Origin of the sequence: Qipengyuania mesophila (assembly GCF_019711655.1) — a bacterium.
GTDB classification, from domain to species: domain Bacteria; phylum Pseudomonadota; class Alphaproteobacteria; order Sphingomonadales; family Sphingomonadaceae; genus Qipengyuania; species Qipengyuania mesophila.
The window spans coordinates 977,404-993,000 of the sequence record NZ_JAIGNU010000001.1; the positions used below are offsets into that span (position 1 = coordinate 977,404).

Below are 15,597 nucleotides of genomic sequence, written 5' to 3' on the forward strand. Positions count from 1 at the left end.
AAAGCAACGGAATCGAGAGAGAAGAGGACAGGAACGATGGATTTCGAACCGACAGAACGGCAAGCATACTGGCGCGACCGGGTGAAGAACTTCATCGACGACCACATCCGTCCCGCCGTCCCTACCTACAAGAAGCAGGATGCCGAAGGCGATCGCTGGAAGGTCATTCCGGTGGTCGAGGAGCTCAAGGCCAAGGCCAAGGCCGAGGGCATCTGGAACCTCTTCATGCCGCCGCGCAACGACGGCCACCACCACGTCGACGAGAGCTATGAATTCGAGGGCCCCGGCCTGACCAATCTCGAATACGCGCTGTGCGCCGAAGAAATGGGCCGCGTCGGCTTCGCCTCCGAAGTGTTCAACTGCTCGGCCCCCGACACCGGCAACATGGAAGTGTTCCATCGCTACGGGACACGCGCGCAGAAGGACAAGTGGCTCACCCCGATCATGAACGGCGAGATCCGCTCCGCCTTCCTCATGACCGAGCCCTTCACCGCCTCGTCCGACGCGACCAACATCGAAACCCGGATCGATCGTGACGGCGACGAATACGTCATCAACGGTCGCAAATGGTGGTCCTCGGGTCTCGGCGATCCGCGCTGCAAGGTCGCCATCGTGATGGGCAAGACCGACTTCAGCGCCGGGCGCCACGCGGCGCAGTCGATGCTGCTCATGCCGCTCGAAGATACACCAGGCGTCAACATCCTGCGCCACCTGCCCGTCTTCGGTTACGACGATGCGCCGCACGGCCATATGGAAGTCGAGATGAAGGACGTTCGCGTCCCGGTCGACAACATGCTGCTTGGCGAAGGGCGGGGCTTCGAGATCGCCCAGGGCCGCCTCGGCCCGGGCCGCATCCACCACTGCATGCGCACCATCGGCATCGCCGAGGAAGCGCTCGCCAAGATGTGCAAGCGCCTCCAGGAGCGCGAGGCCTTCGGCAAGCCGATCTACAAGCATTCGGTGTGGGAAGAACGCGTGGCGCGGGCGCGTATCGACATCGATATGACGCGCCTGCTCTGCCTCAAGGCAGCCGACATGATGGACAAGGTCGGCAACAAGGCGGCCAAGCAGGAAATCGCCATGATCAAGGTCCAGGCGCCCAACATGGCGCTGAAGATCATCGACGATGCCATCCAGGCGCATGGCGGCGGCGGCGTGAGCGAGGACTACGGCCTCGCCAGCGCCTATGCCCACCAGCGCACCTTGCGTCTCGCCGATGGTCCGGACGAGGTCCACGCCCGTTCGATCGCGCGCATGGAATTCGCCAAGCACCTGCCGGAGAAGGGCCCCACCGCCAACGCGCTCCGCGAAGGCGCGGCCCCGACCTCGGGCAATGACAATCTCAGCTCGGGCGACATGGGGGCGACGCGCTGATGGCCAAGGCTGCAATCCTCGAACAAGTCGGTTCGCTCACGATCGGCGAGGTCGAACTCGCCGATCCGGGCCCGCACGAGGTCCTGATCGACACCAAGGCCTGCGGCCTGTGCCATTCGGACCTCCACTTCATCGACGGCGCCTATCCGCACCCGCTGCCGGCCATTCCCGGGCATGAGGCGGCGGGCGTGGTCCGCGCCGTCGGCAGCGAGGTGAAGACGGTCAAGCCGGGCGACCACGTGGTTTCCTGCCTGTCCGCCTTCTGCGGGCACTGCGAGTTCTGCGTCACCGGGCGCATGGCGCTGTGCATGGGGGCGGACACCCGCCGCGACCCGGCTGCCAAGCCACGCATCATGCGCGCCGACGGCAGCGGACCGGTCGCGCAGATGCTCAACCTCTCGGCCTTCGCCGAGCAAATGCTGATCCACGAGCATGCCTGCGTCGCCATCGACAAGGACATGCCCTTGGACCGCGCCGCGGTAATCGGCTGCGCGGTGACGACGGGCGCGGGCACGATCTTCAATGCGTGTTCGGTCGTCCCGGGCGAGACCGTGGCCGTGGTCGGCTGCGGCGGCGTGGGTCTTGCGGCGATCAACGCCGCAAAGATCGCTGGTGCGGGCAAGGTCATCGCCATCGACCCGATCAAGGAAAAGCGCGATCTCGCCGAAGTACTCGGCGCGACGCACACGGTCGACGCCATGGCCGACAATGCGGTCGAGGAAGTCATGAAGATTTCGGGCGGCGGCGTGCATCATGCGATCGAGGCCGTGGGTCGTCAGGCCAGTGCCGATCTCGCGGTCAAGATCCTGCGCCGCGGCGGCACTGCGACGATCCTCGGCATGATGCCGCTCGACTGCAAGGTCGGGCTCGGCGCGATGGACCTGCTTTCGGGCAAGAAGCTGCAGGGCGCGATCATGGGAATGAACCACTTCCCGGTCGACCTGCCGCGACTGGTCGATTTCTACATGCGCGGCCTGCTCGATCTCGACACGATCATCGCCGAGCGCATCCCGCTCGAGAAGATCAACGAGGGCTTCGAGAAGATGAAGGGCGGCCACTCCGCCCGCAGCGTCGTGGTGTTCGACTGATGGCCGACGACAAGCCGATCGATTTCGACAAGGAGATGGTCGGCACGGTCGAGGTGGCCGATGCCGACAAGATGGATCTCGATGCCCTTACTGCGTGGTTCGAAGCCCATGTCGAGGGTTTCGAGGGTCCGATCGCCTATTCGAAGTTCAAGGGCGGCCAGTCGAACCCGACTTATCGCATCGATACCCCGAACCGGTCCTACGTGCTGCGCCGCCAGCCCTTCGGCAAGCTGCTGCCCAGCGCGCATGCGGTAGACCGCGAATACAGGGCGATGCACGCGCTGGGGCCCACGGGCTTCCCCGTGCCCAAGACATACGGCCTGTGTGAAGACCCCGAGGTCATCGGCAGCAAGTTCTTCGTCATGGGCCTCGCCGACGGGCGCAGCCTGTGGAACGGCTCTCTGCCGAACAACACGCCTGCCGAGCGCCGCGAAATCTACAATTCGATGATCGACACTTTCGCCGATCTCCACACCAAGGATCCGGAGGCCATCGGCCTGGGCGATTTCGGGAAGCCGACCGATTATTGCGCGCGCCAGATCAGCCGCTGGTCGAAGCAGTACAAGCTCTCCGAAACCGAGCACATGCCCAAGATGGAGCGGATGATCGAATGGCTGCCGCAGACCATCCCGCCGCAGCATGAAAGCTCGGTCGTCCATGGCGACTACCGGCTCGACAACATGATCTTCATGCGTGACGAGAACCGCGTGCTCGCGGTGCTGGACTGGGAGCTGTCGACGCTCGGGGATCCGATCGCCGATTTCAGCTATCTCATGCTCAACTGGCACAATCCGCATGACGGGCGCGCCGGGCTCGAAGGGCTGGACCTAAAGGAACTCGGCATCCCCTCGCAGGAAGAAGCGGTCGAGCGCTACGTCGCGCGCACCGGATACCCGGTCCCACCGATGGACTGGTACTTCGCCTACAACCTCTTCCGGCTCGCCGGGATCATGCAGGGGATCAAGAAGCGCGTCATCGACGGCACCGCCTCCTCGGCGCATGCCAAGTCGATGTCCGAACGCGTCGCGCCGCTGGTCGACCGGGCCTATGATTTCGCCCTTGCCGCAGGGATGTCCGCCTAGAACTGCCTCGACCAGTTCACGGCTACACCGGTATCGGCAGGTGCATTGGCGATGTGGCCGGGCTGGTGGCGGTAGAAGACACTGGCCCCGGCCTGGCCCGCAAGCAATGGACCGGACCAGCGCAATTCGCCGACGATCTCGCGACCCGTCGGAGAAAGCGTGAGCGTCCGCACGCCGTATCCCGCGCTTTCGGTCGCGTAATCGTAGCTGACGGGCAATCCGAGTTTGAGCCCGCCACCGGACACGCGCAAAGGCTGCGCGATACGCAGACCGATCCTGTCTCCGCGCTCGAATACACCCGCCCGCGCGATATCGAAGGCCCAGCCAGTGCTGGTGAAATCCGACCCATCCGCGACGAAACCCGTCCGCCGGGCCCTCGTGTACCCCTGGCGCAGCGTCGTGCCGAAGCTCCAGGCACCGGCCGGAACAGTCGCACTCGCATCGATGAACAGGCTGTCCGCACCGCTTCCCCCCAGACTTTCGCTGAAGAAACCGCCGAGCATGGTCCGGTCTTCCTGCATCCAGGTGAGCGCCAGCGTGGAGGCGACGAGGCCGAACTTTCGATCTGCCGCAATCGAGAAGCTCCGTGTGTCGAAACGTTCGCGCTGGTCAGACGGCAGGTCGTGAGCAAAGCGGACATTGCCGAGCCAGGCCTGTCCCGTTTCAGCGCTCAATGTGAGCCCGAGGCGACCGTACTGGCGGCGCAGTGCCACGGCCATGTCGGCGGATGCGGCGAAGCCCTTGTCGCCACTGACGTCGCTAGCGATCAGGAACGCAGGACGCGCAGCGCCCTGCATTTGCGCCACCAGGCCATGGCTGCCTTCGCTGAACGCAATTCCAATGGAGGTGTCCGGCGCAAGGCGCGCAGCAATTCGTCCGGCAAGCACCCTCGCGCCATCCGCCTCTTCAGGACTCAGGCGTAGCTGACCGGCCCAGCGCGTCCGACCCTCTCTTTCCGGATCGGAGATCGTGAACGCCATCGAGACGTCCTCCGAGCCTGCTTCATGGTATCGGCCGTGCGGGGTGAGAGCTGCCCCAAGTTTCGACTGGACGACCGAAGATTTGAAACCGCCGGACAGATCGTAAACGTAGGCGCGATCGTATTTGTCGGTGATGACGCTCTCTAACGCCTGGCTGGTCAAGGCATCGCCCATCGCCGGCGAGGCGACTGCAGTATCGTCGCCAAGATGTACGACGCTGGTGCTCCCGGCAATTGTCGTCGTTCCGGCCGGTTGCATGGCGCGCGCGATATCGAGCAGACCGCGGCCGTAAGTCGAATCGGTACCGCTCGCACCGAGATCCGCTGCGCTCTCGAGGAGAATCTGCACGATCTCGGCACCGGTAAGGTTTGGAAAGGCTTGCCGAAGCAGCGCAACGGCACCGCTGACTTGAGGGGCCGCGAAGCTGGTCCCCGAAAGAACGAGAGTATACTGGCCGCTGCCATCGTTTCCGATGAATATCTCGCCGTTCTCATAGACGCAGCAGACCTGCTCGCCCCGAGCGGAAAGGAACCAGGCCGCATCCGCACCGGCGCGATTGCTGAAATCGGAAATGACATTCGATTCACCGACCGAGCCGACGATGATGACATTGTTCCCGCCTGCCTTGCGAAGCTCGCTCGCGAAAGCATCGGGCATCGACTCACCGTCGTTGCCTGAAGCGATGACGACAACGACACCTGCAGCCGACGCGCTGGCGACAGCCGCCAGCATCGATCGGGAGGGCGCTCCACCGCCGAGGCTCAGGTTGATGACCGTCGCGCCCTTGGAGACAGCGTAATCGACCCCCTTCGCGATGTCCGAATTGAGAAAGGAACACCCCTGGGTCGTATCGCTCGTGGTATCCCCGGCGCAGCTACCCGGTTCGTCTGCCCGGATCGCGAGCACCTGTGCCTCCCAGGCGATTCCCATGATTCCCTTGCCGTCGCGCGCGGCCGCCGCGACCATGGAAACATTGGTACCGTGGTCGTCTTCCGAGGCGTTGGGCCCCCGGTTTCCCGCGATATCGACGGAATCGGCATGGATCCGGCCCGCGAATTCGGGGCTGTCGATATCGATTCCGGAATCGACCACGGCAATTATGGCTCCCGACCCCGCAATCCCCGTCGACCAGGCCGCGACGGCATTGTGCTGATCGGGCCCGTCCGACCGTCGGTATTCGGCCGTGTCGAAGGACGATATCGGAGTGGGAGTTGGCGTGGGACTCGGTGCGGGTGCCGGTGCAGGTGCGGGCGTCGGGGTTGGCGCCGGTGTCGGTGATGGGCTCGGTGCCGCAGTGGGTGGCGGTGGAACGCTGCGCGTTCCTCCCCCTCCGCCGCAAGCGACCAAGGCGAGCGCAAATGCGAGGCTCGACGTCAGGCGCAGCTGACGCGATAGATGAGAGTTTCGATTCATATACGACCCCTATGAACCGGCTCTCCATAGCGCACCGGGCCTAACCAAGCGGTGAACGGCCTTGAGCGGAGCGCGGCTGCGCCCTAACAGCGCGCGAAACGGAATTCGGAGAAACTGATGAGTGCCGAGCTGGAAACCCGCATTGAAGCCGCGTGGGACGACCGCGCCAACGTCACGCCGCAGAACGCGGACGTGCGCGAGGCGGTCGAAGCTGCGCTGAAGATGCTCGACAGCGGCACCGGCCGTGTGGCCGAGCCCGACGGCAAGGGTGGCTGGAGGGTCAACCAGTGGCTCAAGAAGGCGGTGCTTCTCAGCTTCCGCCTCAACGACAACCGCGTGATGGAAGGCGGAAGCGCCGGCCATCCGGCCTTCGACAAGGTGCCGAGCAAGTTCGCCGGCTGGGACGATGCACGTTTCCGCGAGGCGGGCTTCCGCGTGGTCCCCGGCGCGGTCGCGCGCGAGGGTGCCTATATCGCCCCCGGCTGCGTGCTGATGCCGAGCTTCGTCAACATCGGCGCCTATGTCGGCAAGGGCACGATGGTCGATACCTGGGCGAGCATCGGCAGCTGCGCGCAGATCGGCGCAAACTGCCATATCTCGGCAGGCGCAGGCATCGGCGGCGTGCTCGAACCGATGCAGGCGAACCCGACGATCATCGGCGACAATTGCTTCATCGGCGCGCGCAGCGAGATCGTCGAGGGCGTGATCGTCGGCGAAGGCAGCGTGGTCGCCATGGGCGTCTTCATCACCCAATCGACCAAGATCGTCTATCGCGACACCGGCGAGGTGATCCGCGGCCATATCCCGCCCTATTCGGTGGTCGTCCCCGGTTCGATGCCCGGCAAGGACGGCGGCCCCGGCCTCGCCTGCGCGGTGATCGTGAAGACGGTCGACGCGCAGACGCGCGACAAGACCGGCATCAACGAGCTCCTGCGCGACTGAGCAACAGGAACATTCGCCCTACGAGTGCGTAAAACTCCCTGAAACGCGCGTGTTCGCGTTAATTGAGGGAGTAGTGCCATGCACAAGGACGGCGACGAAATCCATCTGGACGATACCGAGGCGAGTGGTGGCTCGAAGGAAGGCGTCGTGCGCTGGGTGCTGGCCGGCGGCCTGTTGCTGGCGATCATCCTGCTCTCGATTACCTGGATCATCCCCGCGCTGAGCACGGGAGACGTCGAGGAGGAAGGCACCGTCAGCGGCCAGATCTCCTCGATGGAGGACGATGGCGACGATACCGACAGCATCGTCACCGATCTCGGCGACGACCAGGCCGCCACCAGCGACGATCAGACGACCATGGAGGATGGCGTCGAGGTCATCGAGAACTGAGCGCGACCGGAGATTGGCGAATGAGTACATCGAATAGCTTCCGAACCCGCCAGCATGTCGAATGGGATTGGGGTGGCGGCAAGGGCAAGGGACAGGTCAAGGAGCGCTTCGAGCGCGAAGTCACCCGCACCCTGCAAGGGAGCGAGATCACCCGCAACGGTAACGCCGACAATCCCGCCTATCTCGTCACTCAGGACGACGGCGACCAAGTGCTGAAGCTCGGCTCCGAGCTTTCCGCCCAAGACTGATGCCGGCGAAGTCGAAAGCCCAGCAGCGCGCGGCCGGGGCCGCGCTTGCCGCCAAGCGCGGCGAGACGAAGGTCGGCGACCTTCAGGGTGCCGCGCGCGACATGTACGACAGCATGAGCGAGGATGAGCTCGAGGATTACGCCTCGACCGCGCTCGATGGCCTCCCCGACCATGTCGACGACGACTGAAAAAGCCTGCTTCGACCATTTCCTGAAGGCGCAGGGGGGTGGCGTCTACGACCGCGCGCTCGACGAAATTCGCGAGGGCGCCAAGACCAGTCACTGGATGTGGTTCGTGTTCCCGCAGATCGCCGGTCTGGGAACGAGCGCCACGGCGCGCAAATTTGCGCTGGCGAACGCGGCGGAGGCGCGCAGCTATTGCACGCACGAGGAGCTTGGACCGCGACTGTTCGAGGCGACCGAAGCCATGCTCGACTGGGCGGGGACGATGAGTGCCGAGGATATCCTCGGCCCCGTCGACGCAATGAAATTCCGCAGTTCGATGACCCTGTTCGAGGCCGCCTGCTCCGACGAGGACGCGCAGGTCTTCGCCGATGCGCTCGAGCAGTTCTTCGACGGCGAACGCGATCCGCTGACGCTCAAACGGCTCTGAGGCGCGCCCGAGCCCGCCGCGGCCCTATTCCTCGGGCAGCGGGGTCTCGATCGGCGGCATGTCGCGGACGCTCGCCGCATAGGTCTCGGCGGCGCGCAACACGCGCATCACATTGCCGCTCGCGATCTTCTGCAGGTCGGCCTTGCTGTAGCCGCGGCGTGCCAGCTCAACGAACAGCGCCGGATAGCCGGTGACGTCCTCCATCCCGACCGGCCCGCTGTCCATCCCGTCGTAATCGCCGCCGAGGCCGATATGGTCGACCCCGGCAACCTTGCGGATGTGGTCGATATGATCGGCCATGTCCGAGGCCGAGGCGGTGGGCATGGTGTGGGCCGCATCCCATTCCGCGAGGGCGGCGTCGACCGCGTCGGGCTGGCCGCGCCACAGCGATTCGAGCCGCGCTTTCTCCCCCTCGCGGTTGGCATACCACTGGCGCTGCGCCTCGCTGAGATAGCCCGGCAGCGCCACGACCATCACCACGCCCCCGTTCTTCGGCAGCCGCGCCAGCACGCTGTCGGGCACGTTCCGCGCATGGCCGTTGATCGCGCGTGCGCCCGAGTGGCTGAAGATCACCGGCGCCTTCGCGACGTCGAGCGCGTCCATCATCGTCGCCTCGCTGACATGGCTCAAGTCGACCAGCATGCCGAGCCTATTCATCTCGCGTACGACCTGTTCGCCGAAGGGGGTCAGCCCGTCGTGCTCGGGGGTGTCGGTGGCGCTGTCGGCCCAGGACATCTTCATCGAATGCGTCAGCGTCATGTAGCGTGCGCCGAGCGCGTAGAACTGGCGCAGCACTGCCAGGCTGTCGGAAATGGCGTAGCCGCCCTCCATCCCAAGCAGCGAGGCGATCTTGCCGCTCTTCATCGCCGCGGCGACTTGGTCGGAGTTCGTGGCGAAGGCGAGGTCTTCGGGATAGCGCGCGATGACCCGCTTCATCACGTCGATCTGCTCGAGTACGGCCACCGTGGCGTCGGCATCGGGCAAATTGGCCGAGACATAGACCGACCAGAACTGCGCCCCAACATGCCCCTTGCGCAGGCGCGGGATGTCGGTGTGCATCCCGCCCTCGCTCCACCCATTGGAAGGCGCCTTTGCTGTGTCGGTAAAGTCGAAATCGGCAAGCATGTTGCGATAGCGGTCGCGCAGCTGCTCGGGCACGTCGTTGTGACCGTCCCAAACCGGCGCCGCCTCGAGCGCGGCCTCTGCCACCTGCTCGGGTGTCTCCGCGAGCGCGGGCGTGGCACAGGCGAAGGCGGCGGTGGCGAGCAGGAAATGGCGCATGATCTGGAACCCCTTGATGTCTTGCGGGCTGTCCTAGCAAAGAGGACCCGCAAGGAAAGGCCCAATCATGACGATCACCGCCCGCTGGAACGGCGAGACCCTGGCCCGGAGCGACGATACGGTCGTCGTCGAAGGCAACCACTATTTCCCCGCCGGCGACGTCGCCCGCGGCGTGCTGGTCCCGAGCGAGACGACGAGCCACTGCCCGTGGAAGGGCACGGCGAGCTACTACTCGATCAACGCCGGCGGTGCGATCAATGCCGACGCCGCCTGGTACTATCCCGAGCCCAAGGATGCGGCTGCCGAAATCAGGGACCGCGTCGCCTTCTGGAAGGGCGTCGAGGTGGCCGAGGAGTGACCTCGGCCCGCGCGATCATCAAACGGCTCGGGCTCGAACCGCATCCGGAAGGAGGGTGGTACCGCGAGACATGGCGCGCGCCGGCCGCGGAGGGTGAGCGCGCTGCTGCCACCGCAATACATTTCCTGCTCGAGCACGGCCAGGCCTCGCATTGGCACCGCGTCGATGCCTCCGAAATCTGGCTGTGGCACACGGGCGATGCGCTTGAGCTGTCGCTGGCCGAAACCGACCATTCTCCGGTCGAGACGATCACGCTCGGCCCCGATCTCATAGGCGGCCAGGCGGTGCAGCATGTCATCGCTCCGCATTGGTGGCAGGCCGCGCGGCCCGCCGCGGGCGCGCATGGCTATGTGCTGGTGTCCTGCGTCGTGGCGCCCGCGTTCGAATTCGCCGGTTTCGAACTCGCGCCGGCGGGATGGGAACCGGGCGCGTGATCCGTGCTGGCCTGCGCTGGCTGCTGGCGCTGTTCTATGCCTTGGCCGGATACATGCATCTGGCAGATCCGGCGCCCTTCCTGGCGATCATGCCGGGTTGGGTCCCTGCGCCCGAGGCGGTGATCTGGTGGACCGGAATTGCCGAACTGCTCGGAGCGGTCGCGCTCGCCCAGCCCTTCAGCCAGCCGCTGCGCCATGCGGGCGCCATGGGCCTCGCGCTGTATGCGATCTGCGTCTTTCCGGCGAATATCCATCACTTCGCGCTCGACATGGCGCGCCCCGATGGTGGGTGGGGTCTCGGCTATCACCTGCCGAGGATGGTCGCGCAGCCGCTCCTCGTGTGGCTCGCGCTGTGGACCGGCGGCGCGACGGACTGGCCGCTGCGCCGCCGGTAAGCTGGATCAGCTCATGTGCTTCGAGACGGCGCCCGTCATCTTGAACATGGAGATCTGTTCCTTGCCGATCACCGCGCCGAGCTTGTCGTCGGGGTTGATCATGCGCTTGTCCTTGGAATCCTGCAGGTTGTTCGCCTTGATGTGATCCCACACCTTCGACGTTACCTGGGCGCGGGTCATGGGACCCTTGCCGACCACGTTTTCCAGTTCCGGCGACAGGTTCACCGGCTTCTGCAGTGCGTTGTTCTTGCCAGCCATGACTAATCCTTTCCTTGGCTATGCTTCAATCTACGTCGTCGAGATCGTCGACATCCAGTTCCTCGACCTCATGGCCTTCGAACCGGGCTGTCAGGACCGCGGCGGCGGTTACATGTCCGTCAAGATTGCGGACGAGTTCGTCATGCGTCGCCCCCGGCATCAGCGTGAGCGGGAGGTCGATCGCGAAAAGCTGGAAGACGTAACGGTGCTCTTCGCCCAGCGGCGGATCGGGCAGCAGCCATTCCGAATTGCCATGGGCGTTCTTGCCGGTGCGCGGCGGGGTTTCGCCTTCCATCAGCTGGCCCTTCTGCGGCGCGAGGCCCCAGACGGTCCAGTGGACGTGGCCCCTGTCGACATCCTCGGCGACCAGCACCAGTTCCTGCGCACCGGGGGGCGGCGCGGTCCATTCGAGCGGCGGAGCGACGGCATCTTCCTCGATAGCGGTGAAGGAGGGATCGAGCTCGCCGCCATGGCGGAAGGCCGCGCTGGTCAGCGAGAAGCCGCCGCGACCGAGCACACGCTCGTCGGCTACTTTTTCGAGAGTCAGGACATGCCCGACAGGCTCTCCACCAACCGCATTCTGAACCCAGGGCGCACCACCGCCAGCCATGAAATCTCCTCTTTCCGCGCCCCAAGGGCGTCTTCAGCGGCGCCTTTAAGGCATAGCTGGAGGCGACAAACCATCCCATGCGACGAAATTTGCACCGTTTTCGGGGGGAAACGGGCCTTGCCAGCGATCATCAGCGGCCTTGCCCCACCCCGATTTACCCGTCATGGATCGGGCTCGGCCCCGGCAAGGGCTTTTCACGATGGCTGCACGGGAGCAGGCGCATGGGACTGGGTCGCACCTTTATCTCCGCCACTTTGGCATTCTCGCTGGTCGCCTGCGGCGGCGGTGGCGGGACTTCGGGAGGCGGAAATACCGGGGGCGGCAGTGGTTCCGGCGGAGGCGGCACGAGCGACACCTGCTCGCTAGCCAGCCGGCAGGACTGGGCCCTGGGCCAGCTCGACGAATGGTATCTCTTCCCCAGCCTGCTCGACAAATCGGTCAACGGGGCGGGCTACAACTCGCTCCAGGCCTATATCGATGCGGTCGTCGCACCCGCCCGCGCGCAGAACCGCGATCGCTATTTCACCTACATCACCTCGATCGAGGAAGAAAACGACCTCATCAACAACGGCTCCAACGCCGGTTTCGGAGTGCGTCTGAGCTATGACGTCGCCGCCGGCCGCGTCTTCGTGGTCGAGGCGTTCGAGAATGCTCCGGCCTTCGCCGAGGGTATCGACCGCGGGAGCGAGATCCTGGCGGTGAACGGTCAGAGCGTCAGCGGGCTGATGGCGAGCGGCGGCGCGCAGGCAGTGGTCAATGCCCTGGGGCCGAGCGACCCGGGCGTTACCCGCACACTTACGATCAAGCAGCCAGACGGCAGCCAGAGCGATATCTCGGTGACCAAGGCCGACTATGCACTCGATCCGATTTCCAACCGCTACGGCGCGAAGATCCTCGACAATGGCGGGACCAAGGTCGGCTATCTCAACCTGCGCACCTTCATCATCGACAGCGCCAAGCAACAGTTGCGCCAGGCGTTCTCGAGCTTCCGCGCGCAAGGCGTTACGCACGTAATCCTCGACCTGCGCTACAATGGCGGCGGGCTCGTCTCGGTAGCCGAAGTCCTGGGCGACCTTCTGGCGGCGGACAAGACCGGGCAGGTCTTCAGCCGGACGCAATTCCGCGATTCGCAAAGCGCCTACAACGAGGTCCGCAACTTCACCGCCGAAACGCAGGCGATTGCCGCGACGAGGATCGCGGTGATCGGGACCGAGGGGACCGCCTCGGCGAGCGAGCTCGTGACCAATGCCTTCATTCCCTATCTCGGCGCGAATATCGCGCTGGTGGGGACGGATACCTATGGCAAGCCGGTGGGCCAGATCGCCCGCGACCGGTCGGCTTGCGACGACCGCTTGCGCGTGGTCGCCTTCCGCACGGTGAATTCCGACGGCGGCGGTGACTATTACAGCGGCCTCGCCGGCGTGATGCCACGCACCTGCCGTTCGGCAGACGATATCCTCAAGCCGCTCGGCGATCCGCAGGAAGCCTCGATCTCAACCGCGCTCGATTTCCTCGCCGGGCGCAGCTGCACCGCGATCGGCGCTGTTCCCGGCAGCACCGCCGCGACCGGCACCGCCCCGACCAGGCGCGAGCTGATGATGCCCGAAGCGCCCAGCCCGGCGCAGCTCGAGATCCCGGGGCTACAGTGAGCGCGGAACGCTACACCACCTTCGCTGCGTTCTGGCCCTTCTACCTACGCGAACATGCGCGCCCCGGCACGCGCGCGCTGCATTACGTCGGGACCACCCTGGTGGTGGCGCTCGGCATCACCGCGCTCGCGACCGGGAAGTTCCTGCTCTTCGCCGCCATGCCGGTGGCGGGATATCTCTTCGCCTGGGTGGCGCATTTCACGCATGAGAAGAACCGCCCGGCGACCTTCACCTATCCGCTGTGGAGCCTGCGCGCCGATTTCCGCATGTGGTGGTTGTGGCTGACCCGGCGGCTGGGCCCCGAGCTCGACGCTGCCGGGGTCGCGCGGCGCTAGGCGAGCGCGGCGGCGAGCGTCAGCAGGCCAAGGCCGAGCGAGAGCGGTACGCGTAGGGCCATCCACCAGCGCGGCGCCAACGCGCCCAGTCGCGCATCGACGCCTAGGCTGACCAGCAGCGCCCCGGCAAGCATGACCAGCGAAGGCTCGGGCCATTGCCAGCCGAGCGCCCAGGGCAGAAAGCAGGCCAGCGCGACGAGGCTCGGCACCACGGCGGCGATCCACAGCCAGCCGAGCGCGTTGCGCCTCTCGGCCGCAGGCGCTGCGGCGGCGATGCCCCACCAGGCCCCGCCGAGGAAGGAGAGGATGAGCGCGGCATAGGCGAAGGCCAGCGCCAGCGCGGCAGCGCGCCATTCGGCGGGGCCCGCATAGAGCACCACGACGCAGCCGAGCTGCGGCAGCAGACCGGCGAGGCCGAGCCAGCGCGGGAGGGCCGGAACTCTAGCCACGCCGGCGCAGCACGATCAGGAAAACCGCAAATCCCAGCGCGAACAGGAGGTCGCCCGCGACGATCGCGCCGATCGCCGGGTTACCGCCGCCGCTCCAGTTGAGCGGACCGAGCATGAGCACGACCATTGCCTTGCCGAGGATACCCGCAAGCAGCACCGGAGCGAAGCGCCTGGGCTCGCGCGCAACCAGCGCATAGAGGATGCCGAAGGCGAAGATCAGCACGCCATTGATCGCTTCGGGCGAACCCCATGCGGCATCGAGGAAGGCACCGAGACCGATGACCAGATTGTAGGCTGCGGCGATCCAGAATAAGAGGCGCCAGCCGTTGATCCGGCGCCGCGCCATCATGGCGCCTCCGGCCCGCTGAAAGGCTGGCTGTCGGTCCAGGCGCAGCCCCGCCGTTGTTCGCCGCCGATCATCAGCGTCGCGGTGTAGGGATAGGTCCGGTCGCTCATTCCGTCGGAGCATTCGCCCGGCGTGATCGTCATGTCGAAGGACGTGCCGTTCAGCCTCCCGCTGAATCCGATCCCGTTGTTGCCGGAAAAGCGCTCGACCGGGAATTCGCTGCCCCCCGGATTGTCCGGCGTCTCATAGGTCGCCATGCCGCCCGCCGCGGCCCCGCCCCAGAAGGGCTCTGTGCCGGTATAGTGGACCGTCTCGCCCGCTTCGATCCCGTCGAAGGATCCGGTGGCGGCCGCGCCGGGCGCATCGCCGGGGCCGCCGCTGCACGCCGTGACGCATGCCAGCGCAAGGAGGATCGAACAGTGGCGAGGGGTCATGCGGCTTTCCTGTGTTCGCGGATGAACTCGACCGTCTCGGCGCGAGCCTGCATCGCCTCGGGCACCGGCAGCAGCATCCAGACGTGAAACATGTCGGCATACTCGCGATAGATGTGATCGGGCATGCCCGGCTCGGCGAGTCTTTGCGCCAGTCGCCGCCCGTCGACCAGCAGAATGTCCGCCGTGCCCGAAAAGATCGCCATCGGGGGTAGCCCGGCGAGATCGCCGAACAGCGGGCTGACCCTGGGATCCTCGACTGCCAGATCGCCCCGATACATAGCGCCGCAGGCCTCAAGACCGCTGACCGCGAGCATGCGGTCGCGCGGCTCGATCGCGCGCTGCCCCTCGGCCTTTCCGGTCGCATCGAGCCAGGGCGAATAGAGTACCAGACTGGCCGGCAGCGCTGCGCCCTCGTCGCGCAGCATCTGCGCCAGCGCCAGCGTCATCCCCCCGCCCGCGCTGTCGCCCATGACGGTGAGATTGTCCGCACCGTAGCGCTCGGCCAGTTCGAGGTAGAGCGCGCGCATCTGGTCGAGCGTGCCCGCCGCCTTGGCCTCTGGGGCGAGCGGATAGAGCGGCACCGTGGCCGAGGCGCCGAGCCGCTCGCACAGATCCATCACCGTGTCCCAGTGGAGCGCGGCGATATCCATCACATAGCCGCCGCCGTGGAGATAGAGCAGGTGCGGCGCGCCGGGCTTCGCACCGGCCTTCGGTTCGATGGTCACCACAGGATAGCCTCGGCTGGCGAATTCGTGGATGGCAAAGCGCTGGTGCCATTTCGCCCGCGGACGGACGGGCTTCTGGCGGCGCAGCTTGGCGATGCGCGCGTCGAGCCTGTCGGGCTGCGAGAAGAAGCGTCTGATGCCGAGTAGCGGCAGCGCAAGATTGACGAGGCGTGCGCGGATGCTGGCCATGTGTC

At 65.8% G+C, this 15,597-nt stretch carries 21 protein-coding genes; 13 read left to right on the top strand and 8 right to left on the bottom strand.

Annotated elements, in window-relative coordinates; all coding sequences use genetic code 11:
* The first annotated feature begins 36 nt into the window (after positions 1 to 36).
* The 3 genes from K3181_RS04915 to K3181_RS04925 are packed head-to-tail and all read left to right on the top strand — an operon-like array spanning position 37 to position 3,544.
* On the top strand, positions 37 to 1,374 hold the full coding sequence (locus K3181_RS04915) for an acyl-CoA dehydrogenase family protein (RefSeq protein WP_221601384.1): 1,338 nt from the start codon (positions 37 to 39) through the stop codon (positions 1,372 to 1,374).
* Positions 1,374 to 2,462 (top strand): Zn-dependent alcohol dehydrogenase, encoded by a 1,089-nt coding sequence (locus K3181_RS04920; RefSeq protein ID WP_221601386.1) that lies wholly within the window; start codon positions 1,374 to 1,376, stop codon positions 2,460 to 2,462. Before K3181_RS04915 ends, K3181_RS04920 begins: the two co-directional genes overlap by 1 nt.
* The gene (locus K3181_RS04925) at positions 2,462 to 3,544 is read left to right on the top strand and encodes a phosphotransferase family protein (protein WP_221601388.1); all 1,083 of its coding nucleotides are present in this window, start codon (positions 2,462 to 2,464) and stop codon (positions 3,542 to 3,544) included. The genes K3181_RS04920 and K3181_RS04925 overlap by 1 nt, the downstream gene beginning before the upstream one ends.
* On the opposite strand, the gene K3181_RS04930 is transcribed toward K3181_RS04925, so the two are convergent.
* A complete protein-coding gene (locus K3181_RS04930) occupies positions 3,541 to 5,937 on the bottom strand; it encodes a S8 family peptidase (protein ID WP_221601389.1) in 2,397 nt (798 codons plus the stop codon). The two genes, K3181_RS04925 and K3181_RS04930, sit on opposite strands and share 4 nt — an antisense overlap.
* 117 nt (positions 5,938 to 6,054) lie before the next feature.
* On the opposite strand from K3181_RS04930, the gene dapD reads away from it, so the two are divergent.
* From dapD to K3181_RS04955, 5 genes are all read left to right on the top strand, one after another.
* On the top strand, positions 6,055 to 6,879 hold the full coding sequence (dapD, locus tag K3181_RS04935; RefSeq protein WP_221601391.1) for a 2,3,4,5-tetrahydropyridine-2,6-dicarboxylate N-succinyltransferase: 825 nt from the start codon (positions 6,055 to 6,057) through the stop codon (positions 6,877 to 6,879).
* Between the two features lie 78 nt (positions 6,880 to 6,957).
* On the top strand, positions 6,958 to 7,269 hold the full coding sequence (locus K3181_RS04940) for a hypothetical protein (protein ID WP_221601393.1): 312 nt from the start codon (positions 6,958 to 6,960) through the stop codon (positions 7,267 to 7,269).
* A gap of 20 nt (positions 7,270 to 7,289) precedes the next feature.
* Positions 7,290 to 7,517, top strand: a complete 228-nt coding sequence (locus tag K3181_RS04945) for a hypervirulence associated TUDOR domain-containing protein (protein WP_221601395.1) — start codon at positions 7,290 to 7,292, stop codon at positions 7,515 to 7,517.
* Complete coding sequence (locus K3181_RS04950; protein ID WP_221601397.1) at positions 7,517 to 7,705, top strand: DUF3008 family protein; 189 nt, start codon at positions 7,517 to 7,519, stop codon at positions 7,703 to 7,705. The genes K3181_RS04945 and K3181_RS04950 overlap by 1 nt, the downstream gene beginning before the upstream one ends.
* Complete coding sequence (locus K3181_RS04955; protein WP_221601407.1) at positions 7,689 to 8,129, top strand: DUF1810 domain-containing protein; 441 nt, start codon at positions 7,689 to 7,691, stop codon at positions 8,127 to 8,129. The genes K3181_RS04950 and K3181_RS04955 overlap by 17 nt, the downstream gene beginning before the upstream one ends.
* A gap of 24 nt (positions 8,130 to 8,153) precedes the next feature.
* On the opposite strand, the gene K3181_RS04960 is transcribed toward K3181_RS04955, so the two are convergent.
* Entirely contained in the window at positions 8,154 to 9,410 is a 1,257-nt protein-coding gene (locus K3181_RS04960) for a dipeptidase (RefSeq protein WP_221601416.1), read from the bottom strand.
* A gap of 67 nt (positions 9,411 to 9,477) precedes the next feature.
* Here K3181_RS04960 and K3181_RS04965 point away from each other — a divergent pair, with 67 nt between their 5' ends.
* Genes K3181_RS04965 through K3181_RS04975 form a run of 3 tightly spaced genes read left to right on the top strand, consistent with a single transcriptional unit; the run spans position 9,478 to position 10,597 of the window.
* The gene (locus K3181_RS04965; protein ID WP_221601418.1) at positions 9,478 to 9,768 is read left to right on the top strand and encodes a DUF427 domain-containing protein; all 291 of its coding nucleotides are present in this window, start codon (positions 9,478 to 9,480) and stop codon (positions 9,766 to 9,768) included.
* Entirely contained in the window at positions 9,765 to 10,202 is a 438-nt protein-coding gene (locus K3181_RS04970; RefSeq protein WP_221601426.1) for a cupin domain-containing protein, read from the top strand. The genes K3181_RS04965 and K3181_RS04970 overlap by 4 nt, the downstream gene beginning before the upstream one ends.
* A complete protein-coding gene (locus tag K3181_RS04975) occupies positions 10,199 to 10,597 on the top strand; it encodes a DoxX family protein (RefSeq protein ID WP_345725448.1) in 399 nt (132 codons plus the stop codon). Before K3181_RS04970 ends, K3181_RS04975 begins: the two co-directional genes overlap by 4 nt.
* A gap of 6 nt (positions 10,598 to 10,603) precedes the next feature.
* Here the strand turns inward: K3181_RS04975 and K3181_RS04980 are convergent, their stop codons facing one another.
* Both K3181_RS04980 and K3181_RS04985 read right to left on the bottom strand, forming a co-directional pair.
* Positions 10,604 to 10,855 carry an SWIB/MDM2 domain-containing protein gene (locus K3181_RS04980; protein ID WP_040966059.1) on the bottom strand — a complete coding sequence of 84 codons (252 nt, stop codon included), beginning with the start codon at positions 10,853 to 10,855 and terminating at the stop codon, positions 10,604 to 10,606.
* Positions 10,856 to 10,880: 25 nt separating this feature from the next.
* Entirely contained in the window at positions 10,881 to 11,465 is a 585-nt protein-coding gene (locus tag K3181_RS04985; RefSeq protein WP_221601430.1) for a YbhB/YbcL family Raf kinase inhibitor-like protein, read from the bottom strand.
* A 221-nt stretch (positions 11,466 to 11,686) separates the two neighbouring features.
* Between K3181_RS04985 and K3181_RS04990 the strand changes: the two genes are divergently transcribed.
* Positions 11,687 to 13,114, top strand: coding sequence for a S41 family peptidase (locus K3181_RS04990; protein ID WP_221601440.1), 1,428 nt, complete (start codon positions 11,687 to 11,689; stop codon positions 13,112 to 13,114).
* Entirely contained in the window at positions 13,111 to 13,449 is a 339-nt protein-coding gene (locus K3181_RS04995) for an Mpo1-like protein (protein WP_221601442.1), read from the top strand. Before K3181_RS04990 ends, K3181_RS04995 begins: the two co-directional genes overlap by 4 nt.
* On the opposite strand, the gene K3181_RS05000 is transcribed toward K3181_RS04995, so the two are convergent.
* From K3181_RS05000 to K3181_RS05015, 4 genes are read right to left on the bottom strand one after another with little or no spacing between them, the layout of a single operon-like run.
* Positions 13,446 to 13,898: a DUF3429 family protein gene (locus K3181_RS05000; protein WP_221601444.1), complete on the bottom strand. Its 453-nt coding sequence runs from the start codon at positions 13,896 to 13,898 to the stop codon at positions 13,446 to 13,448. The two genes, K3181_RS04995 and K3181_RS05000, sit on opposite strands and share 4 nt — an antisense overlap.
* Complete coding sequence (locus tag K3181_RS05005) at positions 13,891 to 14,247, bottom strand: hypothetical protein (protein WP_221601446.1); 357 nt, start codon at positions 14,245 to 14,247, stop codon at positions 13,891 to 13,893. The genes K3181_RS05000 and K3181_RS05005 overlap by 8 nt, the downstream gene beginning before the upstream one ends.
* Complete coding sequence (locus K3181_RS05010) at positions 14,244 to 14,678, bottom strand: COG3650 family protein (RefSeq protein WP_221601448.1); 435 nt, start codon at positions 14,676 to 14,678, stop codon at positions 14,244 to 14,246. The genes K3181_RS05005 and K3181_RS05010 overlap by 4 nt, the downstream gene beginning before the upstream one ends.
* Positions 14,675 to 15,592, bottom strand: a complete 918-nt coding sequence (locus K3181_RS05015; protein WP_221601450.1) for an alpha/beta hydrolase — start codon at positions 15,590 to 15,592, stop codon at positions 14,675 to 14,677. The genes K3181_RS05010 and K3181_RS05015 overlap by 4 nt, the downstream gene beginning before the upstream one ends.
* Positions 15,593 to 15,597: the final 5 nt, after the last annotated feature.